This window comes from Actibacterium ureilyticum, assembly GCF_002285435.1.
GTDB lineage: Bacteria > Pseudomonadota > Alphaproteobacteria > Rhodobacterales > Rhodobacteraceae > Actibacterium_C > Actibacterium_C ureilyticum.
In genome coordinates this window covers 283,736-309,321 of record NZ_NSBT01000024.1, presented here as the reverse complement: position 1 = coordinate 309,321, position 25,586 = coordinate 283,736, and the positions used below count along the sequence as shown (strand labels likewise).

23 protein-coding genes and 1 riboswitch are annotated in these 25,586 nt (G+C 68.1%); of the genes, 6 read left to right on the top strand and 17 right to left on the bottom strand.

All coding sequences use genetic code 11. From position 1 onward, the window contains the following. Position 1: 1 nt before the first annotated feature. From CLM60_RS07570 to CLM60_RS07550, 5 genes are read right to left on the bottom strand one after another with little or no spacing between them, the layout of a single operon-like run. A complete protein-coding gene (locus CLM60_RS07570; RefSeq protein WP_095588554.1) occupies positions 2-631 on the bottom strand; it encodes a precorrin-8X methylmutase in 630 nt (209 codons plus the stop codon). Beyond that, complete coding sequence (gene cobG / locus CLM60_RS07565; protein WP_095588553.1) at positions 632-1,792, bottom strand: precorrin-3B synthase; 1,161 nt, start codon at positions 1,790-1,792, stop codon at positions 632-634. Next, entirely contained in the window at positions 1,789-5,037 is a 3,249-nt protein-coding gene (gene cobN / locus CLM60_RS07560) for a cobaltochelatase subunit CobN (protein ID WP_095588552.1), read from the bottom strand. The genes cobG and cobN overlap by 4 nt, the downstream gene beginning before the upstream one ends. Before the next feature lie 22 nt (positions 5,038-5,059). Beyond that, positions 5,060-6,094, bottom strand: coding sequence for a cobalamin biosynthesis protein CobW (gene cobW, locus CLM60_RS07555; protein ID WP_095588551.1), 1,035 nt, complete (start codon positions 6,092-6,094; stop codon positions 5,060-5,062). A 3-nt stretch (positions 6,095-6,097) separates the two neighbouring features. Continuing rightward, entirely contained in the window at positions 6,098-6,487 is a 390-nt protein-coding gene (locus CLM60_RS07550) for a DUF1636 family protein (protein WP_095588550.1), read from the bottom strand. 57 nt (positions 6,488-6,544) lie between these two features. After that, a riboswitch (cobalamin riboswitch) is annotated at positions 6,545-6,763 on the bottom strand. A gap of 36 nt (positions 6,764-6,799) precedes the next feature. On the opposite strand from CLM60_RS07550, the gene cobO reads away from it, so the two are divergent. Together cobO and CLM60_RS07540 are read left to right on the top strand one after the other, a co-directional pair. Continuing rightward, entirely contained in the window at positions 6,800-7,420 is a 621-nt protein-coding gene (gene cobO / locus CLM60_RS07545; RefSeq protein WP_095588549.1) for a cob(I)yrinic acid a,c-diamide adenosyltransferase, read from the top strand. Positions 7,421-7,687: 267 nt separating this feature from the next. Then, positions 7,688-9,136: a cobyric acid synthase gene (locus CLM60_RS07540; protein ID WP_095588548.1), complete on the top strand. Its 1,449-nt coding sequence runs from the start codon at positions 7,688-7,690 to the stop codon at positions 9,134-9,136. Between the two features lie 10 nt (positions 9,137-9,146). Here the strand turns inward: CLM60_RS07540 and bluB are convergent, their stop codons facing one another. From bluB to CLM60_RS07515, 5 genes are read right to left on the bottom strand one after another with little or no spacing between them, the layout of a single operon-like run. Beyond that, positions 9,147-9,770 (bottom strand): 5,6-dimethylbenzimidazole synthase, encoded by a 624-nt coding sequence (gene bluB / locus CLM60_RS07535; RefSeq protein ID WP_217983278.1) that lies wholly within the window; start codon positions 9,768-9,770, stop codon positions 9,147-9,149. Further along, a complete protein-coding gene (cobD, locus tag CLM60_RS07530; protein ID WP_095588546.1) occupies positions 9,767-10,729 on the bottom strand; it encodes a threonine-phosphate decarboxylase CobD in 963 nt (320 codons plus the stop codon). Before cobD ends, bluB begins: the two co-directional genes overlap by 4 nt. A 12-nt stretch (positions 10,730-10,741) precedes the next feature. Next, the gene (gene cbiB, locus CLM60_RS07525) at positions 10,742-11,674 is read right to left on the bottom strand and encodes an adenosylcobinamide-phosphate synthase CbiB (protein WP_095588545.1); all 933 of its coding nucleotides are present in this window, start codon (positions 11,672-11,674) and stop codon (positions 10,742-10,744) included. Further along, positions 11,671-12,495 carry a propanediol utilization protein gene (locus CLM60_RS07520; protein WP_176473823.1) on the bottom strand — a complete coding sequence of 275 codons (825 nt, stop codon included), beginning with the start codon at positions 12,493-12,495 and terminating at the stop codon, positions 11,671-11,673. Before CLM60_RS07520 ends, cbiB begins: the two co-directional genes overlap by 4 nt. After that, a complete protein-coding gene (locus CLM60_RS07515; RefSeq protein ID WP_095588544.1) occupies positions 12,483-13,058 on the bottom strand; it encodes a histidine phosphatase family protein in 576 nt (191 codons plus the stop codon). Before CLM60_RS07515 ends, CLM60_RS07520 begins: the two co-directional genes overlap by 13 nt. A gap of 52 nt (positions 13,059-13,110) precedes the next feature. Here CLM60_RS07515 and cobU point away from each other — a divergent pair, with 52 nt between their 5' ends. From cobU to CLM60_RS07495, 4 genes are read left to right on the top strand one after another with little or no spacing between them, the layout of a single operon-like run. Continuing rightward, on the top strand, positions 13,111-13,623 hold the full coding sequence (gene cobU / locus CLM60_RS07510; RefSeq protein WP_095588543.1) for a bifunctional adenosylcobinamide kinase/adenosylcobinamide-phosphate guanylyltransferase: 513 nt from the start codon (positions 13,111-13,113) through the stop codon (positions 13,621-13,623). Then, a complete protein-coding gene (gene cobT / locus CLM60_RS07505; protein ID WP_095588542.1) occupies positions 13,620-14,645 on the top strand; it encodes a nicotinate-nucleotide--dimethylbenzimidazole phosphoribosyltransferase in 1,026 nt (341 codons plus the stop codon). Before cobU ends, cobT begins: the two co-directional genes overlap by 4 nt. Continuing rightward, positions 14,642-15,379, top strand: a complete 738-nt coding sequence (gene cobS / locus CLM60_RS07500) for an adenosylcobinamide-GDP ribazoletransferase (RefSeq protein WP_095588541.1) — start codon at positions 14,642-14,644, stop codon at positions 15,377-15,379. The genes cobT and cobS overlap by 4 nt, the downstream gene beginning before the upstream one ends. A gap of 48 nt (positions 15,380-15,427) precedes the next feature. Then, the gene (locus tag CLM60_RS07495; protein WP_095588540.1) at positions 15,428-16,813 is read left to right on the top strand and encodes an FAD-binding oxidoreductase; all 1,386 of its coding nucleotides are present in this window, start codon (positions 15,428-15,430) and stop codon (positions 16,811-16,813) included. Here CLM60_RS07495 and CLM60_RS07490 read toward each other — a convergent pair. The 7 genes from CLM60_RS07490 to xsc all read right to left on the bottom strand — a co-directional run bounded on the left by CLM60_RS07490 (position 16,810) and on the right by xsc (position 25,580). Beyond that, entirely contained in the window at positions 16,810-17,817 is a 1,008-nt protein-coding gene (locus CLM60_RS07490; RefSeq protein ID WP_095588539.1) for a lysylphosphatidylglycerol synthase transmembrane domain-containing protein, read from the bottom strand. The two genes, CLM60_RS07495 and CLM60_RS07490, sit on opposite strands and share 4 nt — an antisense overlap. Next, positions 17,810-18,550 (bottom strand): acyltransferase, encoded by a 741-nt coding sequence (locus CLM60_RS07485; protein ID WP_176473822.1) that lies wholly within the window; start codon positions 18,548-18,550, stop codon positions 17,810-17,812. Before CLM60_RS07485 ends, CLM60_RS07490 begins: the two co-directional genes overlap by 8 nt. Positions 18,551-18,698: 148 nt before the next feature. Beyond that, on the bottom strand, positions 18,699-19,571 hold the full coding sequence (locus CLM60_RS07480) for a dimethyl sulfoxide reductase anchor subunit family protein (RefSeq protein WP_095588537.1): 873 nt from the start codon (positions 19,569-19,571) through the stop codon (positions 18,699-18,701). Continuing rightward, a complete protein-coding gene (locus CLM60_RS07475) occupies positions 19,571-20,305 on the bottom strand; it encodes a 4Fe-4S dicluster domain-containing protein (protein ID WP_095588536.1) in 735 nt (244 codons plus the stop codon). The genes CLM60_RS07480 and CLM60_RS07475 overlap by 1 nt, the downstream gene beginning before the upstream one ends. An 84-nt stretch (positions 20,306-20,389) precedes the next feature. After that, positions 20,390-21,037, bottom strand: a complete 648-nt coding sequence (locus CLM60_RS07470; protein ID WP_095588535.1) for an RNA ligase family protein — start codon at positions 21,035-21,037, stop codon at positions 20,390-20,392. After that, positions 21,034-23,808, bottom strand: coding sequence for a molybdopterin oxidoreductase family protein (locus CLM60_RS07465; RefSeq protein WP_095588534.1), 2,775 nt, complete (start codon positions 23,806-23,808; stop codon positions 21,034-21,036). Before CLM60_RS07465 ends, CLM60_RS07470 begins: the two co-directional genes overlap by 4 nt. Next, positions 23,805-25,580 (bottom strand): sulfoacetaldehyde acetyltransferase, encoded by a 1,776-nt coding sequence (gene xsc, locus CLM60_RS07460; protein ID WP_095588533.1) that lies wholly within the window; start codon positions 25,578-25,580, stop codon positions 23,805-23,807. The genes CLM60_RS07465 and xsc overlap by 4 nt, the downstream gene beginning before the upstream one ends. Positions 25,581-25,586: the final 6 nt, after the last annotated feature.

Genomic DNA, 25,586 nt, shown 5'->3' with positions numbered 1-25,586 from the left:
CTCATTCCTTCCGGCTGGCCAGCGCGTTGACGGCGGCCACGGTCACGGCCGAGCCGCCCAGGCGACCGGCGACGATCATCGCGGGGACGGGCGGGTCGGCCATCAGCGCGTCTTTCGATTCCGCCGCGCCCACGAACCCCACCGGGCAGCCGATGATCGCCGCCGGGCGTGGGCATTCGGGGTCTTCGAGCATGTTCAACAGGTGAAACAGCGCCGTGGGCGCGTTGCCGATCGCCACGACGGCACCCGCCAGATGCGGGCGCCACAGCTCCAGCGCGGCGGCGGAGCGGGTATTCGACATCTGCCGCGCCATGTCGGGCACGCGCGGGTCCTGAAGGGTGCAGATGATCTGGTTGTCGGCGGGCAGGCGCGGGCGGGTGATTCCCTCGGACACCATGCGGACATCGCACAGGATCGGCGCGCCGTCCTTCAGCGCGGCACGCGCGGCGGTCGCCATGCCGGGGGTGAAGCGCACATGGCGTTCCAGCCCCACCATGCCAAGCGCGTGGATCATCCGCACGACGACCGGCTCCTCGTCGGCGTCGAACCGGTCCAGCGCGGCCTCGGCCCGGATGGTGGCGAAGCTTTCGGCATAGATGGCGGCGCCATCCTTTTCATAAACATGCGGCATTTATAGGCTTTCGGTCAGGATCGCGGGTGTGTCGGTCAGCTGCGCGGCGGTCAGGTCGCTTTGGGCGGGGTGGCCCGCGGCGGTGCCGTTGCGGATCAGGTCGAACCGGTCGGGTCCGGTGGCGACCAGCGTCAGCGGGGCCGGGCCGGGATGAGCGCAGCCCTTGGCGCAGCCCGAGACATGCAACGACGTGTCGTTCGGCAGGTGTGGGGCCAGCGCGCGGGCAAGGGGGCGGGTCGGCGCCAACCCTTGCGGACAGCCGGGCGCGCCGGTGCAGGCCACGACGCGCAGGCGCGGGTCATTGGGATCGGTGATCAACCCCGGCAGATCGGGCAGGCGATCCGCGCCCTCGATCAGCACCATACGCCAGGGCGTCAGGCGCAGCGGCCCCAGATCGGCCAGCGCGGCCAGGTCTTCGGCGCCCATCTGGCCGAATTCCAGCGCCACCAGCGCGCCGGTTTCGGTCAGGTCGGGGTGGGGCCGTGGGGCGGTGGGTGCGGGCGGGACGCTGTGGCCGTCGGGCAGGGGCGTGCCCTTTGCCAGATGCCGGGCCATACGGCCGCGCCCGTCTGGCGCGCCGCCGGTTGCCAGAAACCAGCGGGCCAGGTCCAGCGCGGTTTCTGCGGCGGTCCCGGGCGTGACCGCCACGCCACCCGGCGCGCCATCGGCACGACAGATCAGCCCGCCCTTGGCGCCCGTTTCGATCCGGATATCGGCCGATATGTCGGACAGCACCGGCGCGCGCCGGCAATCGACGGCAAAGCCGAACTTGCCCGGCAGGTCGGGCGCGTCCGGTGCGGCCAGCGCGTCGGTCAGGGCGCGGGCGACGGTGTGGGTCGCATCGCCATCGCGCCAGAACGGGGTCAGGACCAGATTGCGCCGCGCCTCGATCTCGGGCGCGGGATCGATCAGGCCCAGATCGGTCAGCCCGGCGATCAGGGGCGCGTGGCTGTCGGGGGTGACGCCGCGCAGCTGCATGTTGGCGCGTGCCGACAGGTCGATCCGGCCATTGCCATGCGCCGCCGAAAGCGCCGCAATGCCGCGCGCCTGTTCCGGCGACAGCCGCCCCAGCGGCGCGCGGATGCGCACCACCCAGCCATCGCCAGACGCCATCGGGCGCAGCGCGCCGGGGCACCAGCCATGGACGATGGGCGCGCTCATGCCGGGACCTCCAGCTCCGCGACGATGGAATTGCGGCGGGTTTCCCACAGGCCGGCCTCACGTAGGGCGGCAAAGCGCGCCTGCATCGCGGCCAGCGCCTGCGGGTTGGCCTGTTCCATGAAGGCGACAAGATCGTCGCGGCCCAGCGTGGCCTCGTAGTAAAGGTCAAACAGATGCGCGGGCACGACGCCCGCCAGATGCGCAAACGCCGCCATGTGATCCAGCGTTGCCGCGATTTCGGCCGCGCCACGAAAGCCGTGCTCCATCATGCCGGTGGCCCAATCGGGGTTGGCGGCGCGGGCGCGGGTGACGCGCGCGATCTCCTCGCCCAGGTCGCGGGCGCGGGGGGCGTCGGGGCGGGTGGCGTCCATGTGATAAAGCGCAGGCTTTGCCGCGCCCAGCCGCGCCATGGCGGCGGCAAAGCCGGCCTCGTGCGCGGCATAATCGGTGGCCATCAGCAGGTCGGTTTCCGGCAGGTCCTGCAAATGCACGAAACTGTCGGCGCTGCGCAGGCGGGTTTCCAACGCTGCGCGCGCCGGCTGGATCTGACCATTTGCGTCGATCGCGTGGGACGATGCCGCCAGCCAGGCCTCGCCCGCCGCCTGCCGAGCCTCGGCGCTGTAATCGTCCAGCATCTCGGTCATGCCCAGCCCGTACAGGCCCGGCTTGGGGCCGAAGACGCGCGCGATCTGTTGGCGATAGGGGTTGTCGGCGGGCGCCTCGTCCCGGTCGGCCAGCGCGGCGCTCGCGGCCTCGAACATCTGCGCCAGACCCGGAAACACATCGCGGAAGAGGCCCGAGACCCGCAGCGTCACGTCGATCCGCGGGCGGTTCAACAACGCCAGCGGGACGATCTCGAACCCCGACACGCGTTCGGACCCGTCATCCCATTTCGGCGCCAGACCGGCCAGGTGCAGGGCCATCGCGAATTCCTCGCCGCCCGTGCGCATCGTGGCCGACCCCCACAGGTCGATGACCAGCCCGCGCGGCCAGTCGCCCTGATCCTGCAGGTGGCGGCGCAGCAGCTCCTCGGCCAGTTTCACGCCCTGGGCATGGGCGGCGCGGGTGGGCACGGCACGCGGATCTGTGGTGAACAGGTTCCGCCCGGTGGGCAGCACATCGGCCCGCCCGCGAAAGGGCGAGCCTGACGGCCCCGGCGCGACGAACCGGCCCGACAGCGCGGTGTGGATCGCGGTCAGTTCGGACGCGCCACAATCGCCGGTGCCGAAAATATGCAGCCCCTCGCTGAACTGGCTTTCCTTGATGTCGCAGACGAACCGGTCGATGCGGGTGATCGCCTCGGCCGGGCTGGCGTCGGGTGTCAGGCCCAGATCGGCCTCGACCCCCGAACCCTGCGCCTCGGCGCGGATATCGGCGATCAGCCGGTCGCGGCGGGCCGGGTCCAGCCCGTCGGCGGTGGAATATTCGTCCAGCAGGTGTTCAAGCCGCCCCATGCCCTCGGGCAGGGTGGTCTGGGCCAGCGGCGGGGGCAGGTGGCCGATGGTGACCGCGCCGATCCGGCGCTTGGCCTGCGCGGCCTCGCCCGGGTCGTTGACGATGAAGGGATAGATGACGGGCAGCGGCCCGGTCAGAACCTCGGGCCAGCAATCGGCGGACAGCGCCACGGCCTTGCCGGGCAGCCATTCCAGCGTGCCATGCGCGCCGATATGGATCAGTGCATCGGTCTGCGCCCGCAGCCACAGATAGAACGCCACATAGGCATGGCGCGGGGTGCGTGACAGGTCGTGGTAATCGTCGGCGCGGGTCTGGACCGCGCCGCGTTCGGGTTGCAGCGCGATCAGCGCCTTGCCCGCGCGCAGCGCCGGGAACTGAAACGCGCCGTCCCGCACCATCGGATCGGATTGCGGATCGCCCCAGGCTTCGGCCAGATCCTGTTGCAACGGGTCGGGCAGAGATCTCAGCGCCTGCTCATAAGCCGCGACCGGCCAGGCGATGTGTTCGGCCAACAGCCGCTGGCCCAGATCGCCCGGCGCTTCGGTCGCATAGCCCGCCGCGCCCAGCGATTGCAGCAGCGCATCGCAGGAGGCCAGCGCATCCAGCCCCACCGCATGGGCCAGCTGATGCGCCTTGCCGGGATAGGTCGACAGCACCAGCGCCAGCCGCTTTTCGGCGGGCGGCGTTACCCGCAACCGGTGCCAGCCCGCCACGCGGTCGGCGATCATGGCGATGCGGCCCGCATCGGCGCGATGGGCAAAGCGGCTGTACTCCAGATCGGGGTCGCGCTTTTCGGGCTGTTTGAAACTGGCCACGCCGGTGAAGATGCGGCCGTCGACCTCGGGCAATACCACATGCATGGCCAGATCGGCGGGCGACAACCCGCGCTCGGCCTCGGCCCAGTCCTTGCGCCGCGCTGTGGACAGCGCCACCTGAAACACCGGGCATCCGGCGGCATCCAGGGGCGAGGGCGCGCCATCGCCGCTTTGTGCCGAAAACGCCGTGGCGTTGACGATGGCGGCGGGCGACAGGCGGGCGATCTGGTCGCGCAGCCAGCCGGTCGATCCCGGCGCCTTGAGGCTGGGCGCAAAGAGGCCCCATGTCTGGAACCCGCGCGCGCGCAATTCGGTGATCAGCGCATCGACCGGCCCGGTATCGGCCGCCGTCAGATAGGAGCGATAGAATGTGACCAGCGCCACCGGCTGTTCCGCGATAGGTTCGGGTGCGGCGACCACCCCGGCATCGGGGCAATAAAACCCGGCCTCGGGCACGGTCTTGGCCCCGGCCACCGGCCCGGCATAAAGCCCCGCCGCCAGCGCCAGCTGCGCCAGTGCCGCCTGCGCGGCCACCGCCCCGCCGGAATCGCACAGGTGCTGCAACCGCCGCAGCGTGCTGACCGGCAGGGTCGAGACCGCATCCAGCCGCGTATCGGGCCGCCCGTCGGCGGGCAGAACGGCCAAGGCGATGCCGTTGCGCCGGGCCATATCCTGCAACGTGGCCAGCCCATAGGGCCAATAGCTTTCGCCGCCGATCAGCCGCACCAGCACGCCCTTGGCGCCGGCCAGCGTCTGTTCGGCATAAGTGTCGACCGACAGCGGATGTTTCAGCGCGACCAGATTGGCCAGCCGCAGGCTGGGCAGGGACCCGTCCGCCCGCCGCCATCCCGCCGCAAAGGCCCCCAGGTCGGAATCGGAAAAGGACAGCACGATCAGGTCCGCGGGCGTCTGCCCCAGATCCTGTGGCGTGTCGGTTTCCTCCAACCCGTGGCTTTCACGGAAGACGACGTGCATGGCTTGCCCCCGCGCCCGTCCGTCAGACCGCCAGCGCGGCGCGAATGGCGGTTTCGTCGATATGGTCGTGCTCGGCGATCACGACCAGCTGTGTCTGGCGGGGCATGTCGCCCCAGGGGCGGTCGAACTGCGCGCGCAGCCGTTCGCCCACGGCCTGAACCAGCATCCGCATCGGCTTGCCGGTCACGGCGACATAGCCCTTGACGCGCAGGATGTTCAGATCGCGCGCCATGCGCACGATGGCGGCCTGCAACGCGTCGGGGTCATTAACCTCGCCCAGATCCACCACGATACTGTCGAAATCGTCATGTTCGTGGTCGTGATGGCCGTCATGGTGGCTGGGCCGCGCATCCAGGTCATCCTCGGCCGCGGCGTTCAGGCCCAGCACCACGCGCGGGTCGATCACGCCCTCGGTCATCGGCAGGATCGGCAGCTTGCGCGGTGCCTCTGCCTCGATCACGGCGCGGGCCTTGGCCAGACCATCTTCCCCGGCCAGATCGGCCTTGGAGAGCAGAATGATATCGGCGCAGGAGATCTGATCCTCGAACACCTCGGCCAGGGGCGTGTCGTGGTCCAGGCTGTCATCGGCCTCGCGCTGGGCCTGTACCGCATCGACATCGGTGGCGAACTGGCCCTTGGCCACGGCCTCGGCATCGGCCAGCGCGATCACACCATCGACGGTGATGCGCGAGCGGATCGCGGGCCAGTCGAACGCCTTGAGCAGCGGCTTGGGCAGCGCCAGGCCGCTGGTTTCGATCAGGATGTGCTCGGGCGTTTCGGGCAGGGCCATCAGCGCCTCGATCGTCGGGATGAAATCGTCGGCCACGGTGCAGCAGATACAGCCATTGGCCAGTTCCACGATGTTTTCCGCCGGGCAATCGGGCACGGCACAGGATTTCAGGATGTCGCCATCGACGCCCGCGGTGCCGAACTCATTGACCAGAACCGCCAGGCGCTTGCCCTGCGGGTTCTGCATCAGGTGACGGATCAGCGTCGTCTTGCCCGCGCCCAGAAAGCCGGTGATGACGGTGACGGGAATTTTCGAAAGATCGGACATCGGTTACTCCTGCGGGGGGATACGGGCGAGGGATTGCTTGCGAAAGACCTGCGGGCGTTCGCGCCAGGGCACGATCCCGTCCCCGGTCGCGTCATAGGCGGCGGCGCCCTCGACGATCTGCGGCACATGGTCCAGCGTCAGGTGGCCATAGACATAGGTCCATTTGTCAGCGCCCCCCGACAGCACCAGCGCGCAGCCATTGTCACAGGCCGACAGGCATTCGACCCCGCGCAGGGTCACGCCCTGCGGCAGCTGGCCCTCCAGCGCGTCGAACAGCTGCGCGCCCGGGCGCGGCCCCTCGGCATCGGTGGGCAGACCTGCGCGGCAGGTGGTGCAGACGGTGATCACGGTTCCGGCCAAGGGCACACCTATTGTTATAGGGCATAGGGGCATGGTCAGACAGCGGGACGGATCGGCCCCCGATGCCCGCGCGAAACACCCCGTTCGCCCGTTGCGTCACATGTGCTGGCAGGTCTCCCGGCTTGCAAGGATCGGGTTTCCCCGGCGGATGACCGGCCTTCCCGACATGTGTCAGTGGCCCTTGGCACCCTTCCTCGGTCACGGTCGCGGGGGCGGCTGCGCTTCGGTTTCCGGACCGTTCCGGTCGCGGACCCTATCGCATTCCCTCTTCGCCTGTCATAGACAGGCACCAGCAACGCCTCACCTGAGGCAGAACCCGCCCCCTTGTCAAGCGAAGGATGCGCCATGAGTGACACCGTTTCCGACGAAAACGCCCGCCACGCCGCGAAGATGGCCAAGAAGAAAGCCGCGCGCGACAAGATCATGGCCGGGAAAGAGGGCGAGAAGGGCCTGGTCATCGTCCATACCGGGCCGGGCAAGGGGAAATCCTCGTCGGGCTTTGGGATGATTCTGCGCTGTATCGCGCATGACATGCCCTGCGCCGTGGTGCAGTTCATCAAGGGCGCCTGGGACACCGGCGAACGGCGGTTGATCGAGGGGAATTTCGGCGATCTTTGCCAGTTTTACGCGATGGGCGAGGGCTTCACCTGGGAAACCCAGGACAAGGAACGCGACATCGCCGCCGCCCGCAAGGGCTGGGAAAAGGCCAAGGAGCTGATCCGCGACCCCGAAATCCGCTTCGTCCTGCTGGACGAGATCAACATCGCGCTGCGCTATGATTATCTGGACGTGGCCGAGGTGGTGGCGTTTCTGCGGGACGAAAAACCACCCATGACCCATGTCTGCCTGACCGGCCGCAACGCCAAGGAAGAGCTGATCGAGATCGCCGACCTGGTGACCGAGATGACGCTGGTGAAGCACCCGTTCCGGTCGGGTATCAAGGGCCAGAAGGGCGTGGAGTTTTGAAAGTGCTCGCGGGGCGCTGCCCCGCACCCCGAGGTATTTTCGCCAAGATGAAAGCAGTAAATTGTTAACCTTAATCGGGCAGAACGGAGTCGCGGTACAGGGAGAGGTCCCGATGACCGCCCAAGGTGAAAGCGCCGCGTGTCTGACCCGTGACAAGGCAGGGGCGCGGCGCGGCCTGTTCTTTTGCAGTCCCCTTTTCATCATGGCCCGAAATACCTCCGCCGGAGGCATCCGACGGCGCCACAGGCGCGGCGGTGGTGGGGTGGCATGACCAGATCCCTAATGATCCAGGGGGCGGGCTCGAATGTGGGCAAGTCGCTGTTGGTGGCGGGGCTGTGTCGGGCGGCGCGGTTGCGCGGGTTGCGGGTCGCGCCGTTCAAGCCGCAGAACATGTCGAACAATGCGGCCGTCACGGCGGATGGCGGAGAGATCGGGCGGGCGCAGGCCTTGCAGGCGTTGGCTTGCGGGGTGGACCCCGTGACCGACATGAACCCCGTTCTGCTGAAGCCCGAGACCGATATCGGCGCGCAGGTGGTGGTGCAGGGCAAACGACTGACCACATGCAAGGCGCGGGACTATGCCAGGCTGAAGCCACAACTGCTGGAGGCGGTTCTGCAGAGCTTCCACCGGCTGAAGGCGCAGAACGATCTGGTGATTGTCGAAGGCGCGGGCAGCCCGGCAGAGGTCAACCTGCGCGCGGGCGATATTGCCAATATGGGCTTTGCGCGCGCCGCCGATGTGCCGGTGGTGCTGGCGGGCGATATCGACCGGGGCGGGGTTATCGCCCAGATCATCGGGACGCAGGCAGTGCTGGACCCCGAAGATGCGGCAATGATCGGCGGCTTTCTGATCAACAAGTTTCGCGGCGATCCCAGCCTGTTCGACGATGGGTATCGGTTGATCGAAACGCGCACCGGCTGGCGCGGCTTCGGCGTGCTGCCCTATTTCGCGGATGCGCACAAACTGCCGGCCGAGGACGCATTGGACATTGCGCCCAGCAAGGGCACGGGCGGGGTGCATATCGTCTGCCTGCGCCTGTCGCGGATCGCGAATTTCGACGATCTGGACCCGCTGGCGCAAGAGCCGGGGGTGCGGCTGACCATGCTGGGCGCGGGCCAGCCGATCCCGGGTGACGCGGATCTGGTGATCATTCCGGGCAGCAAATCGACACGGGGCGATCTGGCCTTTCTGCGTGCGCAGGGTTGGGATGTCGACCTGCAGGCGCATACAAGACGCGGCGGGCATGTGCTGGGCATTTGCGGCGGCTATCAGATGTTGGGCCGCACCGTTGCCGATCCGCAGGGGCTGGAGGGCGCGCCGGGCACCGATCCGGGGCTGGGCCTGTTGGCGATCGACACGGTGATGAGCGCCGACAAGACGCTGACCCGGGTACAGGCGACCCATGCGGCCAGCGGCGCGCCGATGCAGGGCTACGAGATCCATATCGGCCGCAGTGACGGGCCGGACCGCGCGCGGCCCTTTGCCCATGTTGCGGACCAGCCCGAGGGCGCGGTCAGCGCCGATGGCCGGGTGATGGGCAGCTACCTGCACGGAATGTTCGCCGAGGATGGCTTTCGCCGCGCGTTCCTGTCGGCGCTGGGCGCCACCGCGTCAGAGCAAAGCTATTCCGAAACCGTCGACCAGACGCTCGATGCTCTGGCGGCACATATGGCGGCGCATCTGGATATCGACGGGCTGCTGGCGCTGGCGCGCTAGGGTCCTGACCCTAGCGTTCCTCCCACGCGGTGGGGGTGTTCTGTTGCCAGTCGGCGCGGTGCAGAAGCGGGGTGTCGTCGGTGAATTCCGGGTGGCCGATGCACAGATAGGCGCTGAATTGCCAGCCCTCGGGTGCGTCGAAGATGTGCGCCATGCGGTCCGGCCGCAGGATCGACACCATGCCCACGCCCAGGTTCAGCGCCCGCGCGGTCAGCCACAGCGCGTGGATCGCCATCGCGGTCGATTGCTGCAGGGTTTCAGGCATGGTGCGGCGGCCCAGCTTGCGCCCCTGCGCCGGGCTTGTGTCGGTGAAGACGGCCAGCTGTTCCGGCGCGGCGTCCAGCCCGGCGAGCTTCAGGCGCAGGTATTCGTCGCGCGTGGCGTCGTCATAGGACGCGGCGGCATCGGCGTTGCAGGCCTGGAATTCGTCCCGCACCTGCGCGCGCAGGCTGGCAGAGGTCACGCGGATCACCCGCCAGGGCCGGGCATTGCCGACCGACGGCGCCATATCCAGCGCGTGCCGCAATGCGTCCATCTGTTCGGGCGCGACGGGATCGGTGCGGAAATGGCGCACATCGCGGCGCCAGCGCAGCAGGTTGGAAAGGGCGGTGCGGTCGGCCTCGGTGAAGTTCACAGCGCTTCCTCCAACCTTTGCCATTCCGCGTCGGACCCGGGCAGGCCCAGCCGGATCAGGTCGGGCGACCAGGGAAAGATGCGGCTCCAGATCCGCGCCTGTGCCAACTGGTCCTGTGCCGCAACCGCGTCGGGTGTGCGGTACAGGCGGAAAAGCTCGGTCCCGCCGATAAGGGGCCACCCCGCAACGTGGGCGATGCGGTCGATACGCTCGACCTCGGCCCGCAGGCGTTCCACAGTGGCGCGCGCCCATGCGGTATCGGCCAGGGCCTGTTGCCCGATGGCAATCGCCGCGCCCGAGATCGGCCAGGGACCGGCCAGTTCCGACAGTTGGGCGATGGCCTGTTCCGTGCCCAGCACGAAGCCCAGCCGCAGCCCGGCCAGCCCATAGAACTTGCCGAAGGACCGCAGGACATAAAGCCCCGGCAGGTCGCCCGCCAGGCTCGCAACGGACAGCTCGGGGCTGGGATCGGCAAAGCTTTCGTCGACCACCAGCGTGCCGACCTGCCCCGCCAGATCGCGCAAGGCGCCGGGCGACACGCGCCGACCATCGGGATTGTTGGGGTTCACCACCACCGCCAGATCGGCGCCGGGCAGGGCGTCGACCGCGGCCACCTGTTCCACCGTCCACCCCGCAGCGTGCAGGCTGGCGGCGTGTTCGTTATAGGTCGGGCCAAGGACGCGGGCGGTGCCAGGGGGCAAAAGGCGCGGGATCATCTGGATCGCGGCCTGCGCCCCGGCCAGCGGCAGGACCGCGCCCGTGGTGCCATAGGCGCGCGCGGCGGTCGCGGCCAGCGCGGCGATCTCGGCCCGCGTGGGCAGGGCCGTCCAGGCATGTTCGGGCAGGTCGGGGATGGGATAGGGCACGCGGTTGATGCCGGTCGACAGGTCGATCCAGTCGGCCCGCGTGCCGCCGAACCGGGCCATCGCCCCATCCAGATTTCCGCCGTGATCGCGCATCACGTCCCCCCTTCAGACAGCCGCCCATAGCAAGAGCAGCCCGGCAAAGGCAACCAGCATCCGGACGTAGGCGCGCAATCCGCGCCAGATGTCGCGGGCATCGGGATCGGGGCGGCCTGCATTCACCCACGGCTCGTCGGTGATCCGGTCGCCATAGCTGCGCGGGCCCGACAGGCGCCGGTCCAGCGCGCCGGCCAGGGCGGCCTCGGGCCAGCCGGCATTGGGCGAGCGGTGGTGGCCCGCGTCGCGCCACATGACCCGCAACGCCGCGCGCGGGCGGGCGGTGGTCAGGGCGAAGAGCACGCCGGTCAGCCGCGCGGGGATCAGGTTCACCAGATCGTCGAGCCGCGCGGCGGTTTTGCCGAATGCCTCGTACCGGTCATTGCGGTGACCGATCATGGAATCGAGCGTATTGATCGCCTTGTATCCAGCGATCCCGGGCAGCCCCAAGAGCGCTCCCCAGAAGAGCGGCGCGACGATCCCGTCCGAGCTGTTCTCGGCCAGGCTTTCCAGCGTCGCGCGGCTGACCCCGGCCTGATCCAGCGCCGCCGGATCGCGGCCCACGATCATCGCCACCGCGCCGCGCGCGCCGGGCAGGTCGCCTTGGTCCAGCGGGCGGGCCACATCGGCCACATGGGTATACATCGACCGCGCCGCCACCAGTGGCCATGCCAGCACCCCGGCGATGAGGGTGCCCAGCCAACCATCGGGTAGCAGGGCGGCCAGCATCCACGCCAGCCCGGCGGCCACGGCGACCGTCAGCGCCGTGGTCAGCGCGCCGGTCAGCAGGCGGGGATAGGGCGCGCGGTTCAGCCGCTGTTCCAGGGCCGCGATCAACCGCCCCAGCCAGGTCACCGGATGCCCGATCCGGGCATAAAGCGGCGCGGGCCAGCCCAGCACCGCATCCAGCGCCAGCGCGATCACCATGACCAGCGGCCAACTCATGCGCCGCCCGCCCGAAATTGCAGGATGCCGCGAAACCCAGCCGCACGCAGCCGGGCCGGGCCATCGGCCGGGATCGCGCCGGGGGCAAAGATCAGCCCGCGCGCGGCCCCGGTATGGGCGATCACCATGCCCTTGGCGCCAAGCGCCTGTGCCAGTGCCTCGGTCGGATCGCCCGCCAGCCCCAGTTGCGACAGCCTGCGCCGGGCCGAGGTGCTGGCCAGCGCGGCCAAGGTGCCCAGATCCCCGGCGCGGGCAGCGGCGCACCAGTGCGGGACCAGATCGTCGATCTGTGGGAAATCCGTGCAGCCGGGATCGGTGCGCCGGGTCGGGCCGTAAAAGCCGCCCAGCACATCGAAACGCGGCAGTGCGGGCAGCGCCCTGAGCGGTTGCGCATGGCGCGAGGCCCAAAGGACACGCGCAGGCCCCGGCAGCATCAGCGGATCAGTCGCGCCCTCGACCATCAAACAGGCGCGGGCCAGCTCCAGTGGCGCACAGTCGGGCGTGACCAGCCGCGCGATGGCAACCAGCGCGGCGGTCGACGCGCCAGCCCCGCCGCCGGGTGGCATATCCGTGTGTAGCGTGAACCGCCCCCGCACGGGCACATCCAGCGCGCGCAGAAACCGCCGTAACACGGGCAGGGTCAGCACCCGCCCCGGCGCGTGCAGCCGCAGGTCGCGCGCCGGAACACGCCGCGCGGTGGCGCGCAGCGCGGGGCAGGGCAGCGTGACCAGCGCGACCGGCCCGCCCGCGCCCAGCCGCCCTTGCAGCAGCTCGCCGAAATGGCCGGGGGCGTGGGCCTTGTGCGGGCTCAGGCGGGGCACCGGTTGACCTCGTTCACGATGGCGCCGGTGCCGGGAATGGCGGTGATCCGGGTCAGCGACAGGGGCGTGATGTCAAAGCCCAAAGCCGGGCCGGTCACCCCCAGCGCCCAGGCCAGCGCCGCGCGGATCGTGCCCGCGTGACAGACCAGCGCGACCGGCGCGCGCGCATCGGCCAGCGCGGTCAGACAGGGCGCCACCCGCGCACAGACATCGTCGAAGCTTTCACCGCCCGGCGGGCGATGGGCGGCCAGCGCGGCGGTATCGAGCGGCCCCAGATCGGGCAGGTCGGCATGGGCCACCCCCTCCCACGCGCCGAAATCCTGTTCCCACAGGGCGGGATCGGTGTCGAAGGGTGCGCCGGGCCAGATCGCCTGTGCGGTCTGGCGGCAGCGCAGGGCGGGGCTGGCGATGCGGCGTGCGCTGTCGGGCACCGCCCGCGCCAGCGCCCGCGCCGCGGCATCGTCCAGCACGGCAGCCAGGTCGCGGCGGCCATAGATCCGGCCATCGCCCGCGACCGGGGCGTGCCGGATCAGATAGAATTCGGTCGTGCCGCTTGAGGGCATATTGCGCGTTTCCTCTTCCCACCGCCGCCCGTTTCTGCTTTGTCACAGCGCCATGAGCAAGACGATACTGATCACCGGGGGCGCGCGATCGGGCAAAAGCGCGATTGCCGAGGGGCGCGTTCTGGCGCTGGGCCAGCCCGCGATCTATATCGCCACGGCCGAGATTCGCGATGCCGAGATGGCGGATCGTGTGGCCACGCATCAGGCCCGGCGCGGGCCGGAATGGACCACGATTTCCGAGCCGCTGGATCTGTGCGGCGCGCTGCGCGACAGCGATGGACAGGGGCCGCGGCTGGTCGATTGCCTGACGCTGTGGCTGACCAACCTGATGCTGGGCGAACAGGACTGGCGCGCGGCGGGGAATGATCTGGCCGCGCTGTTGCCGACGCTGTCCGATCCGGTGGTGCTGGTCACGAACGAGGTCGGTGCCGGGATCGTGCCGGAAAACGCGCTGGCGCGCGCGTTCCGCGATGCCGCCGGGACGCTGAACCAGCAGATCGCCCATGTGGCGGACGAGGTAATCCTGGCCGTGGCTGGCCTGCCGATGAAGGTGAAACCCTTATGACCGATGCTCTTTTCCCGATCTCGGCACTGGCCGATCTGAGCGGACTGGCCGCGCGCCTGCCTGCAGCGAACAGCGCCGCCGCCGAAGCCGCGCGCGACCGCCAGAACCAGCTGACCAAACCGCCCGGATCGCTGGGCCGTCTGGAGGAGCTGGCGATTTTCCTGGCAGGATGGCAGGGCACGGCGCGGCCGCAGATCGACAAGGCGCAGGCACTGGTCTTTGCCGGAAACCACGGCATCTGCGCGCAGGGCGTGAACCCCTATCCGCAGGAAGTCACCGCCCAGATGGTGGCAAACTTTCACGCCGGGGGGGCGGCGATCAACCAGCTTTGCGCGGCAAACGGCGCGGACCTGTCGGTGATCGCGCTGGACCTGGACCATCCCACCGATGATTTCACTCAAGGCCCCGCAATGTCCGAGGCCGCCTGCCTGGACGCGCTGAACCGTGGCGCGGCGGCGGTCGATCCGGGGGCCGATATCCTGATCCTGGGCGAGATGGGAATCGGCAATTCGACCATCGCGGCGGCGCTGTCGGCGGCGATCTTTGGTGGCGATGTGACCGATTGGGTCGGCCCCGGCACCGGGTCGGACGATGCGGGCATCACCCGCAAGGTCGCGGCGATCCGGGCCGGGCTGACCCGCCACGCGGGGCTGTCGGGCAACGCGCCCGCGATTTTGGCCGCGTTGGGCGGGCGTGAACAGGCGGCGATCTGTGGCGCGGTGCTTGCCGCCCGCGCGGCGCGCATTCCGGTCGTGCTGGACGGGTTCATCTGCACCGCCGCAACCGCGCCGCTGCATGGCACCGATCCCGCTTTGCTGGATCATTGTCTGGTCGGCCATGTCAGCGCCGAGCCGGGGCACCGCAAACTGCTGGCCGCGATGGGCAAGGACCCGGTTCTGGCCTTTGACATGCGGTTGGGCGAAGGCTCGGGCGCGGCGCTGGCGCTGGGCATTTTGCGGTCGGCTTTGGCCTGTCACAACGGCATGGCGACCTTTGGCGAGGCCGGGGTCAGCGGCGGATGAGCCGCCGTCTGGCAGAGCTGCAGGTCGCGGTGATGCTGCTGTCGCGCCTGCCTGCGGGGCGGGTCGGCGACGATGCGCCGGGCATGGGGCGGACCGCCTGGGCCTGGCCGCTGGTGGGGGCGCTGATCGGGTCGATCACGGCGGGGGCCTATGCCGCCTGTCACGCGCTTGGCCTGCCCGCCGCCCTGGCGGCGCTGGTCGCGCTGAGCGCGGGGATCTTCGCCACCGGCGCCCTGCACGAGGACGGGCTGGCCGATCTGGCCGATGGCTGCGGCGGCGGGCATGACCGTGCCCGCAAGCTGGAGATCATGCGCGACAGCCGCATCGGCAGTTATGGCGTGCTGGCGCTGATCCTGTCGGTGGCGTTGCGCGCGGGCGCGATGTCGACCCTGGCCGACCCGGCGCAGGTGGCACTGGCGGCGGTTGGGCTGGCGATCGTCACGCGCGGCTGGCTGCCCATGTGGCTGTACCTGTTGCCGCCCGCGCGCGATGACGGGCTGGGCCGGGGCGCGGCGCAGGTGACCAAAGCCGCTATGGGCGTTGCACTGGCGCTGGGCCTGGCCGGGCTGGTTCTGGCGGGGCCGGGTGCCGGGCTGGCGACGCTGGCGGGCGGCGCCGTGGTCGCCGGGATCGCGCAGCGGCAGTTGGGCGGTCAGACAGGCGATGTGCTGGGCGCGATCCAGCAGGTTTCGGAAATCACCGGCTGGCTGGTTCTGGTCGCTCTCTGGGCTTGAAGCCGCCCGTCAATACGGGCAGTCTGCGCCGCAAAAAGGATCCCACCCATGTCCCAGCGCAATATCCCCCAGGCCGTCGAAGAACTGCGCGCGCTGCTGGGCGACCGGTTGTCCACCGGAAGCTCGGTCAAGGCGCTGCACAGCCGGGGCGAGGGTCTGGATATCCAGGCCATGCCCGATGCGGTGGCCTTTCCCGATACCACCGACGAGGTATCGGCGATCATGCGGATCTGTTCGGCGCATCGCTGCCCGGTGGTGCCCTATGGCATCGGCTCGTCGCTCGAGGGTCATGTGACCCCCTTGCAGGGCGGGATCAGCATCGACACCAGCCGCATGAACAAGGTGCTGCGGGTCAATGACCGCGATATGGATGCGGTGGTGCAGCCCGGCGTGACCCGCACCCAGCTGAACGAGGCGCTGCGCGCCACGGGGCTGATGTTCACCGTCGATCCCGGCGCCGATGCCACGCTGGGCGGCATGGCGGCGACGCGGGCCTCGGGCACCAACACGGTGCGCTATGGCACGATCCGCGAAAACATCCTGGCGCTCGAGGTTGTGCTGGCCGACGGGCAGGTGATCCGCACCGGCACCCGGGCGCGGAAATCGGCGGCGGGCTATGACCTGACGCATCTGATGATCGGCTCTGAAGGGACGCTGGCCATCATCACCGAACTGACCGTTCGGCTGCATGGGCAGCCCGAATCCATCATGGCCGCGACCTGTGCCTTTGACAGCATCGACGGCGCGGTCGATGCGGTGATCCTGGCGATCCAGTCGGGCCTGCCGATGGCGCGGATCGAGCTGGCCGATGCGCTGACGATCCGGGCGATCAACCGCGACGACAACGGCCTGACCCTGCCGGAGAAACCGCATCTGTTTCTGGAGTTCCACGGCTCGGAAACCAGCGTCGGCGAACAGGTCGAAACCTTCCGCGAGATTTGCGACGAATTCGGCGCCTCGGATTTCAACTGGGCCAGCCGGACCGAGGATCGCAACCGCCTGTGGGCGGCGCGCCACCATGCCTATTACGCCAGCAAGGCACTGCGCCCGGGGGCCGAGGGGCTTTCGACCGATTGCTGTGTGCCGATCTCGGCGCTGGCCGAATGCATCGCGGCGGCGCAACAGGCGGTGGCCGAAAGCGGGCTGCTGGCGCCGCTTGTGGGGCATGTGGGGGATGGCAATTTCCACCTGTTGCCGCTGTTCGATCCCAAGGACGAGGAGGAGCGCGCCGCGATCCAGACCCTGCTGGCGCGGCTGAACCAGCTGGCGCTGGATCTGGGCGGCACGGTCACGGGCGAACATGGTATCGGTGCGGGCAAACAGAAATACATGGCCGCCGAACATGGCGCGGCCCTGTCGGTGATGGTTCAGATCAAGCGCGCGCTGGATCCCGACAACATCCTGAACCCGGGCAAGATGGTGGCGCTGAACTAGCCCCCCACCGGGGCGGGCGCGCGTTTCTTGCGCAGCCCGAACAGGATGCCGCCCACCACCGCCTGCAACAGCACCATGCCGAACGCGATCCACGCAAGCGAGATCGCCGCCGCCGCCGACACGCCGAAAGTGCCGAACAGAAAGATGAAGATCTGTTCGCGCACCCCGATCCCGTTGATCGAGGCTGGGATCATCATCACGAAAAGCGACACCGGGATGATTGCGAAATAGGCGATGGGCGACACGTCGATCCCCAGCGCCAGACCGATCAGGTAATAATGCAGCACCACATTGGCCTGAAAGATGACCGAGATCGCCATACAGGCCATGACCGCGCCCTTGCGTTCGGAAAACGCCTTGGCGGTTTCGGTGATCTTGACCACGATACCGCGCAGCTTGCCGATCAGCGGCAGGCGAAAGATCGGATCGGTCCAGTCGGCCAGACGGCGGTGAAAGAACAGCGTCCAGATCCCCGCCAGGATGCAGCCCACCACCAGCAGCAGCCAGCCGATCTTGGTCTGCGCCACGATTTCCCAGCCGATCATCGGCAGCGCCAGCACCGCCAGCAGCCACAGTCCGAACATGCCCGTCAGCCGTTCCACGAACAGGATCAGGAACGACCGCGCATAGGATGGCACCCGGTCCGAGATGTCCATCGCCCGGATGAAATCCCCGCTCATCAGCCCCGGCAGGAATGAGTTGAAGAAGATCCCGATCGTATAGGCGCGGATCAGCTCGATCAGCGGCACGATGAAGCCCTGCGCGCGCAGCAGGATCTGCCAGCGCCAGGAACACAGCAGATAGCCGATGGTGTTCAGCGAAAAGGCCAGCAGCAGCAGCCACGGGTTCGCCCCGCCCATCGCGGCCCAGATCTCGTCCATGGACTCGATCTGGGTGAACAGCAGATAGGCGATCAGCCCCGCGCTGACCAAAAGCTTCAGCGCGAACAGGATCATGTTCTTGCGCCGGTTGTCGGGCGCGGCAGGGGGTGTGGGTTCAACCATCGGCGCCCTCCCGCAGGCGGATCAGTTTCGCGGGCACCCCGCCCATGATGCTGTAGGGCGCGACATCGCGGTTCACCACGGCCCCGGCCGAGATGATGCTGCCCTTGCCGATGCGCACCCCGTCCAGCACCTTGGCGCCCGCGCCCAGCCAGACGTCATCCTCGATCACGATGCCCTTGGAGATGAAATCCTGTTCGCTCATGGGGCGGGTCAGGTCGGCATGGCCGTGATTGCCCGCCACGATATGGCAATGCCCGGCGATCAGGGCGTTGTTGCCGATGCTCAGACCCCCCTGGCCGTTCAGAATGGCATAGGCCCCGACGAAGCAATCATTGCCCAGCGTCACGTGCCCCTCGTACCCGGTCTCGAAACAGGCGCCCTGCATGATCTGGCCCCGCGCGCCGATATCGACCCGGGCCGCGGCGCTTTTGATGTCGAACAGCACCTGTTCGCCCACCAGCGTGCCATCGCCCAGCGACAGCCGTTTGGGGCAGCGGATCGACACGCCGCGCGATACCACCGCGCCCTTGCCCTGTGCCCCGATGAAGGCGGGATAGATCTTTTGCCGCAGCAGCAAGCCCGCCGCGCCGGGGAAGTTCACCAGAAAGAAATTCACCAGCTCGTACCCGATCAGCGCGGCCCAGCTGTCGCTGCCCACCGCGCGCGCCATATAGGTCGCCAGCGCGCCGGACTTGCCGTCGGACAAAGTCACTTTTTCCAAATGCTCGTTCATGAAAACCCCATACCACGGCGCAATTCCTGCCGCGACATACACATGCGTCACGCGCGGCATTGAACTGGACTTTCCGCGGCTTGTCACGGGTAATCGGGGGCGCGTTGCCGATTTGGCAACACCGGGCGGGGCGGGTATCGGTTTTTGCCTAGCGCCCGCCGTAATAGAGGCCCACGACATGTTCGGCCTGGGCAAAGAACAGCCAGCGCGCGACCAGAACGCCCAGCAGATGCGCCAGCACCGCCAGCGCGGCCAGCAGGTGGTTGAAGGGCAGCAATAGGCAGATCACCGGCACCACGCTCATCAGCGCCACCGCGATCAGGCGCAGCTTCTGGCTGTGCTTGCGGCCCACCACATGGACCATCTCGCGCAGCAGGTAATTGCTGCCGGTATGGGGCGGCTCGAACGGGCGCGGTGTGCCGATGGCGCCCAGCCCGGTCGCTGTTTCCAGCGTCGTTCCGGCGGCGGCAAAGCGTTTGTCGCCCTGTACCCAGGTCACCCATTGCACCCCGCCCGCCAGCAGCAACAGCGGCATGGCCAGGCTGACCTGACCGGCCAGCAGCGCGCCGCCCGCGATGGCGGTGGTCAGGAAATGCACCGGCGTCCAGATCTGGTGCCAGCGCGGCACGGTTTTCAGCTGGGCATAGATCATTGCGGTGCAATGGACCGTGAACAGCGCCAGCGCGGTGCTCAGCCAGCCCAAGGGGGCGAGCCGCGTGTCGAAGAACGCCGCACCGACGGCGCACAGCCCGGCCACGGTCAGGGTCAGGACGGCTGCGACCCCCTCGCGGCTGAGCCAGCTTGTCCGCCATTCGCGGAACGCCTTGATCGCGTTTTTCGGATTGGCCAGGTGAAAGGTCGAGGCTACCAGTCCGCCCACCGCCAGCGCAAAGCCGATCCCGTAGAAAGCCAGCGCCGAACCGCCCGTCACGTCGGGCATCCCCAGCCCCAGGAAGGCCAGCAGCCCGAAGCCCAGACCCGACAGCGTGGTGAACAGGATGACGGACGGCGCGGGATGCATCAGAGCCTCTCCAACGCCTTGTCGAGCCAGCGCAGGAAGCCGGTGGGTTCTTCGGCCACCGGGTTCAGCAATGGGGCCAGCACGTCGATCTGATCGCGGGGCCGGGGCGGCAGGTACTTGTTCACAGGCTTCGTGCCCTGTTCTGGCATCAGGTCCATGCCGTCGCGTTCCTTGGTCAGGCGGCTGACGTGGCTGTCGGGATCGGCGAAATCGCCGAAATGCCGGGCGCCGGCGGGGCAGGTGCGCACGCAGGCCGGTTCGCGGTCCTCTTCGGGCAGGTTGTCGTTATAGATCCGGTCGACGCAAAGAGTGCATTTCTTCATCACACCCGCCGCAAGGTCCAGTTCCCGCGCGCCATAGGGGCAGGCCCAGGCACAGAGGCCACAGCCCATGCAGTCTGTTTCATTCACCAGAACGATCCCGTCTTCGACCCGCTTATAGCTCGCCCCGGTGGGGCAGACGGTGACGCAAGGGGCGTCTTCGCAATGCAGGCAGGATTTGGGGAAATGCACCAGTTGGGCGCTGCCGGTTTCGGGCTGAACCTCGTAACTGTGGACGCGGTTCAGGAAGGTGCCCGAGGGGGTGCCATACGGGTCCTGATCCGAAAGCGGTGCGCCGTAATTTTCAGTATTCCACCCCTTGCACGCGATCACGCATGCCTGGCAGCCGACGCAGGTATCGAGGTCGATCACCAGACCCAACTGGCGCGTTGTGGTGGCGGGCAGGGCGGTCATGGCGCGGGGTTCGCTTTTGGCCCGCGCCGGGGTTCCGCCCCGGACCCCGGAGTATTTTGCGGAGCAATGAAGGGGCGGGCGGTGTCAGTCATCCCCGTTCCCTCTTTTCAGGGTATTGGCGATCAGCGGGCCCTTGCGCCAATGGGTGTCGGTCCGGACATGGCCTGCGCGGACCCATTTCACGACGTGTCGCTGAAAGTCGGCATAGGGGAAGGCGGCGGCGCTACGGATGACGAAGCCTTCCTGGCGGTCGGTGTCGATGGATTGCGCGATGCGGTCGGGCATATCAGGGGTGAAGGGGCCGCGCCAAAGCTCGGGCACGGGCGGCAGGCCCAGCCGGTCAAGCTCGGCCAGGGTATCGTCCCAGCCCAGACAAGTATTGCTGTCGTCCCAGACCGAGAACCCCATGAAGAACGCCGGGAGCGCGTCATAGGCAACCGCGTGCCGGGCAAACAGGTTCTCGCCGCAGATGCGGTGGCCGGGGCGGATCAGATGGGCGATCTGCCCGTGCAGGGCGGCGAGATGCGAGCGCGACGGGTGATAGCCGCTGTCGAGCGACCGCGCGTGATAGCCATCGGCGTAAAGCGTCGTGTTCTCGCCATCCATCTTCTCGGTCACCACGACCTGAGTGCCCTGCAGCGCATCGAGGTCGCGGGCGATCTTGTCGTCCGATGCCAGCCCGGGCGAGCCGGGCAGGTGAAAGGTCCGCGGATATTTGTGGCGATCAGTCATGGCCCAACCTTCCATGCCAGCGCGTCGGGGGCAACGGGAACGGGAGAGTTTTGGCGGCCGGTATCGGGCAGGGTGCTGGTGCGGGCCGGGAGTTTTTCGATGCGGACCTTCAGGTCGAACCAGGCGGCCTGGCCGGTGACGGGGTCGGAATTCGACCAGCGCAGCCCGTCGCCCCTGGGCGGCAGAAGCTCGTGGATCAGGTGGTTCAGCAGAAAGCCCCTTGTGGCCTCGGGCGCGTCTTCGGCAAGGGCCCAGGCGCCGCCGCGTTTGCCGATGGCGTTCCAGGTCCAGATCGTGTGCGGGTTCAGCCCGGCATGGTGGGCCACGGGCACGGTGATCGCGCCATGGGGTGAGGTGACGCGCGCCCAGTCGCCCGGGGCAAAGCCGTGCCCGTCCCAGATCGCGGTCGGCAGGTAGAGCGGGTTTTCCCCGTGGATCTGGCGCAGCCACGCGTTCTGGCTGCCCCAGCTGTGATACATCGCCATCGGGCGTTGGGTCAGGGCGTGGATCGGGTATGCGGGGTCGGACGGGGCCGGGTGCCAGGCGGGCAGCGGGTCCATCGCCGCGTGGACGCGGTCGCGCAGGTGGGCGGGCGGCTGGCGGTCGCCGTGCCCCTCGGCCGCGCGCTGAAAGGCGCGCATGGGTTCGACGTAAAGCTGAAACAGATAGGGTTGCGGCGCGTCATAGAGGCCCATGCCGACCGCCCAATCCTGATAGGCGGCGTTCCAGGGTTTGTAGTAAAGCGCCTCGTCCGGGATATGCGCGACGCAAAAGCCGCCGTTTTCGATATAGCGGTCGATCTGATCGTGGTTGGGGGCGCCGCGCCCGGTGTCGGTGCCATCTCCACGCCAGCCCATCAGGGGGCCGATGCCGGGTTTGCGTTCGTGCCGGGTCATGTAATCGGCGTAATCGGTGTAAAGCGGCTGGCCATCCGCGCCGGTGAAGCCGGGCAGTTTCAGCCGGTTGGCCAGTTGCACCAGCACCGTCTGGAACCCGCGCACGTCGCGGTCGGGCGCCGCCACCGGCCAGCGGATCGCATCGGCGGCGGCGCCGGGTTCGCAGATCGGGCGGTCCAGCAGGCTGATGCAATCGTGCCGTTCCAGATAGGTCGTGTCGGGCAGGATCAGATCGGCATAGGCCACCATTTCCGAGCTGTAGGCGTCGGAATAGATGATGCGCGGGATGACATAATCGCCGTTGTCATCCGTATCCGTCAGCATCTGCATGACGCCGCCGGTGTTCATCGACGAGTTCCACGCCATGTTCGCCATATACAGAAACAGCGTGTCGATCCGGTACGGATCGCCCGCATGGGCGTTGCTGATGACCATATGCATCAGCCCATGCGCCGAAAGCGGGTTTTCCCAGGTGAACGCCTTGTCGATGCGCGCGGGGCTGCCATCGGGTTTCAGCGCCAGATCCTGGGGCCCGCGCGGGAAGCCCAGGTGAGGGCCGTCGAGCGGGCTGTCGGGCTGCGCGGCGCAATGCGGGGTGGGATGGGCCGTGACCGGTTTGGGATAGGGCGGTTTGAAACGAAAGCCGCCCGGAACCTCGACCGTTCCCAGCAGGATCTGCAGCAGGTGCAGCGCGCGGCAGGTCTGAAACCCGTTGGCGTGCGCCGAAATCCCGCGCATGGCGTGAAAGCTGACCGGGCGGCCTGTCATCTTTGCGTGACGCTCGCCCCGGAAATCGGTCCAGGGCTGGGCGATCTCGAACGCCTCGTCAAAGGCGACGCGGGCGATTTCGGCGGCGATGGCGCGGATGCGGTTCGCGGGGATGCCGCAGGTTTCGGCCACGGCGTCAGGCGCATAGTCTGGCGACAGGTAGCGGTCGGCGATCAGCTGGAACACGCTGCGATGGCCGTCCAGCGTACCGGCCAGATCGGGCTGCACGCCGGGTTCATCGAAGGGCGCGGGGGCGCCGGTGCGGCGGTCGATGACCAGCTCTTTCCCCGCGTCGTCGCGCAACAGCATGCCGGTATCGGCATCGACCAGAACCGGGGCGTTGGTGAACCGCGCCAGATAGTTCAGGTCGATCTTGCCCGCCCGCAACAGCTCGTGGATCAGCGACAGGATGAACAGCCCGTCCGTGCCCGGCGTGATGCCCACCCAATCGTCGGCCACAGCGTTATAGCCGGTGCGGATCGGGTTCACGCCGATCACGCGGGCGCCGCGCGCTTTCAGCTTGCCGATGCCCATCTTGATCGGGTTGCTGTCGTGATCCTCGGCCACGCCGAACAGCAGGAACAGCTTGGTGTGGTCCCAATCGGGCTGGCCGAATTCCCAGAACGCGCCACCCATCGTATAGATGCCCGCCGCCGCCATGTTGACCGAACAGAACCCGCCATGGGCGGCATAGTTTGGCATGCCGAAATTCTGCGCCCAGAAGCTGGTGAAGGATTGGCTCTGGTCGCGGCCGGTGAAAAAGGCGAGCTTTTCGGGGTTGTCGTGGCGAATGGGCTCCAGCCAGGATTGGGCGATATCCAGCGCCTCGTCCCAGCTGATTTCTTCGAACTCGCCCGATCCGCGCGGCCCCACCCGTTTCAGCGGTGCGCGCAGGCGTGAAGGCGCGTTGTGCTGCATGATGCCCGCGCTGCCCTTGGCACACAGGACGCCCTTGTTCACCGGGTGGTCGCGGTTCCCTTCGATATACGCGACCTTGCCGCCCTTCATGTGCACGTTGATGCCGCAGCGGCAGGCGCACATGTAGCAGGTGGTGTGCCGGATTTCATCCGACACCGGGGGCGCGGTATCGAGGGGCGGTTGCCTCATGCGGGTTTCTGCGGGCGCATATCGGCGGGGTCGATCCCCGCAACGGCCACGGGCTTCTTCATCGCGTCGCGGCGGAAGGGCTCACCCAGTTCCTGGTTGATCATCGCCTCGATCAATGTGGTCTTGCCCGCCATCTGATCCTTGATCGCCCGATCCAGCGCAGCGGTCAGCTCCTCCATGGTAAAGGCTTGAACCCCTTGCAACCCGCAGGCGGTGGCGATCCCGGCATAGCTGACCTGATCGTCCAACTCGGTGCCGACGAAATTGTCATCGTACCACAGGGTCGAGTTTCGCTTTTCCGCGCCCCATTGATAGTTGCGGAAAACGATCATCGTGATGGCGGGCCATTCGGGGCGGCCGATCGCGGTCAGCTCGGTCACCGCGATGCCGAAGGCGCCGTCACCGGCAAAGCCCACAACGGGTGTATCCGGGCAGCCGATCTTGGCGCCGACGATGGACGGCAGGCCATAGCCGCAGGGGCCGAAAAGCCCCGGCGCCAGGTATTTGCGCCCCGCCTCGAACGATGGATAGGCATTGCCGATCGCGCAGTTGTTGCCAATGTCGGAACTGATGATCGCGTCCTTGGGCAGGGCGGACTGGATCGCGCGCCAGGCCATGCGGGGGCTCATCCAGTCGGGCTTGTCGGCGCGGGCGCGTTCGTTCCAGGTGGTGCCGGGGTCGTCCTCCTCGTGGTCCATCGCGCTCAGCTGTTGCGCCCAGCGGGATTTCGTCTCGGCGATCTTCGCCTTGCGCTCGGCGCGGCCCTCGTCCCCCGCAGTACCCGACAGGCGCGACAGGATCGCGGTGGCGACCTTGCCCGCGTCGCCTACGATGCCCACGGTCACGGGTTTGGTCAGGCCGATCCGGTCGGGGTTGATGTCGACCTGGATGATCTTGGCGTCCCTGGGCCAGTAATCCAGCCCGTAGCCGGGCAGGGTGGAAAACGGGTTCAGCCGGGTGCCAAGGGCCAGCACCACATCGGCCTGCTGGATCAGCTCCATCCCCGCCTTGGACCCGTTATAGCCCAAGGGGCCGGCGAAAAGCGGGTGCGACCCGGGGAAGGCATCGTTGTGCTGATAGCCCACGCAAACCGGCGCATCCAGCCGTTCAGCCAGCGCCATGGAGGCCGGAATCGCACCGGCCAGCACCACGCCCGCGCCGTTCAGGATCACCGGGTTGCGCGCGCCCGACAGCAGCGCGGCGGCCTGGTCCAGCGCCGCATCCCCGCCGCCGGGGCGTTCGAATTCCACCACCTGCGGCAGGTCGATATCGATCACCTGCGTCCAGAAATCGCGCGGCATGTTGATCTGGGCGGGCGCGCTGGCGCGGCGGGCGTTCAGGATCACGCGGTTCAGAACCTCGGCCACGCGGGTGGGGTCGCGGACCTCTTCCTGATAGGCGACCATGTCCTTGAACAGCGCCATCTGTTCGACCTCCTGGAAACCGCCCTGACCGAGCGTCTTGTTGGCGGCCTGAGGCGTGACCAGCAACAGCGGCGAGTGGTTCCAATAGGCGGTTTTGACGGCGGTCACGAAATTGGTGATGCCGGGGCCGTTCTGGGCGATCATCATCGACATCTTGCCGGTGGCGCGGGTATAGCCATCGGCCATCATCCCGCCCGAGCCTTCATGCGCGCAATCCCAGAAGGTGATGCCGGCGCGCGGGAACAGGTCGGAAATCGGCATGAAGGCCGAGCCGATGATCCCGAACGCATGTTCGATGCCGTGCATCTGCAGGGTTTTGACAAAGGCTTCTTCGGTGGTCATCTTCATGGGCTG

What these genes read in the sequence shown, in the direction of transcription:
- CLM60_RS07570 (WP_095588554.1), bottom strand. Translation starts at nt 631, where the DNA reads ATGCCGCATGTTTATGAAAAGGATGGCGCCGCCATCTATGCCGAAAGC.
- cobG (WP_095588553.1), bottom strand. Translation starts at nt 1,792, where the DNA reads ATGAGCGCGCCCATCGTCCATGGCTGGTGCCCCGGCGCGCTGCGCCCG.
- cobN (WP_095588552.1), bottom strand. Translation starts at nt 5,037, where the DNA reads ATGCACGTCGTCTTCCGTGAAAGCCACGGGTTGGAGGAAACCGACACG.
- cobW (WP_095588551.1), bottom strand. Translation starts at nt 6,094, where the DNA reads ATGTCCGATCTTTCGAAAATTCCCGTCACCGTCATCACCGGCTTTCTG.
- CLM60_RS07550 (WP_095588550.1), bottom strand. Translation starts at nt 6,487, where the DNA reads ATGCCCCTATGCCCTATAACAATAGGTGTGCCCTTGGCCGGAACCGTG.
- cobO (WP_095588549.1), top strand. Translation starts at nt 6,800, where the DNA reads ATGAGTGACACCGTTTCCGACGAAAACGCCCGCCACGCCGCGAAGATG.
- CLM60_RS07540 (WP_095588548.1), top strand. Translation starts at nt 7,688, where the DNA reads ATGACCAGATCCCTAATGATCCAGGGGGCGGGCTCGAATGTGGGCAAG.
- cobD (WP_095588546.1), bottom strand. Translation starts at nt 10,729, where the DNA reads ATGCGCGATCACGGCGGAAATCTGGATGGGGCGATGGCCCGGTTCGGC.
- cbiB (WP_095588545.1), bottom strand. Translation starts at nt 11,674, where the DNA reads ATGAGTTGGCCGCTGGTCATGGTGATCGCGCTGGCGCTGGATGCGGTG.
- CLM60_RS07515 (WP_095588544.1), bottom strand. Translation starts at nt 13,058, where the DNA reads ATGCCCTCAAGCGGCACGACCGAATTCTATCTGATCCGGCACGCCCCG.
- cobU (WP_095588543.1), top strand. Translation starts at nt 13,111, where the DNA reads ATGAGCAAGACGATACTGATCACCGGGGGCGCGCGATCGGGCAAAAGC.
- cobT (WP_095588542.1), top strand. Translation starts at nt 13,620, where the DNA reads ATGACCGATGCTCTTTTCCCGATCTCGGCACTGGCCGATCTGAGCGGA.
- cobS (WP_095588541.1), top strand. Translation starts at nt 14,642, where the DNA reads ATGAGCCGCCGTCTGGCAGAGCTGCAGGTCGCGGTGATGCTGCTGTCG.
- CLM60_RS07495 (WP_095588540.1), top strand. Translation starts at nt 15,428, where the DNA reads ATGTCCCAGCGCAATATCCCCCAGGCCGTCGAAGAACTGCGCGCGCTG.
- CLM60_RS07490 (WP_095588539.1), bottom strand. Translation starts at nt 17,817, where the DNA reads ATGGTTGAACCCACACCCCCTGCCGCGCCCGACAACCGGCGCAAGAAC.
- CLM60_RS07485 (WP_176473822.1), bottom strand. Translation starts at nt 18,550, where the DNA reads ATGAACGAGCATTTGGAAAAAGTGACTTTGTCCGACGGCAAGTCCGGC.
- CLM60_RS07480 (WP_095588537.1), bottom strand. Translation starts at nt 19,571, where the DNA reads ATGCATCCCGCGCCGTCCGTCATCCTGTTCACCACGCTGTCGGGTCTG.
- CLM60_RS07475 (WP_095588536.1), bottom strand. Translation starts at nt 20,305, where the DNA reads ATGACCGCCCTGCCCGCCACCACAACGCGCCAGTTGGGTCTGGTGATC.
- CLM60_RS07470 (WP_095588535.1), bottom strand. Translation starts at nt 21,037, where the DNA reads ATGACTGATCGCCACAAATATCCGCGGACCTTTCACCTGCCCGGCTCG.
- CLM60_RS07465 (WP_095588534.1), bottom strand. Translation starts at nt 23,808, where the DNA reads ATGAGGCAACCGCCCCTCGATACCGCGCCCCCGGTGTCGGATGAAATC.
- xsc (WP_095588533.1), bottom strand. Translation starts at nt 25,580, where the DNA reads ATGAAGATGACCACCGAAGAAGCCTTTGTCAAAACCCTGCAGATGCAC.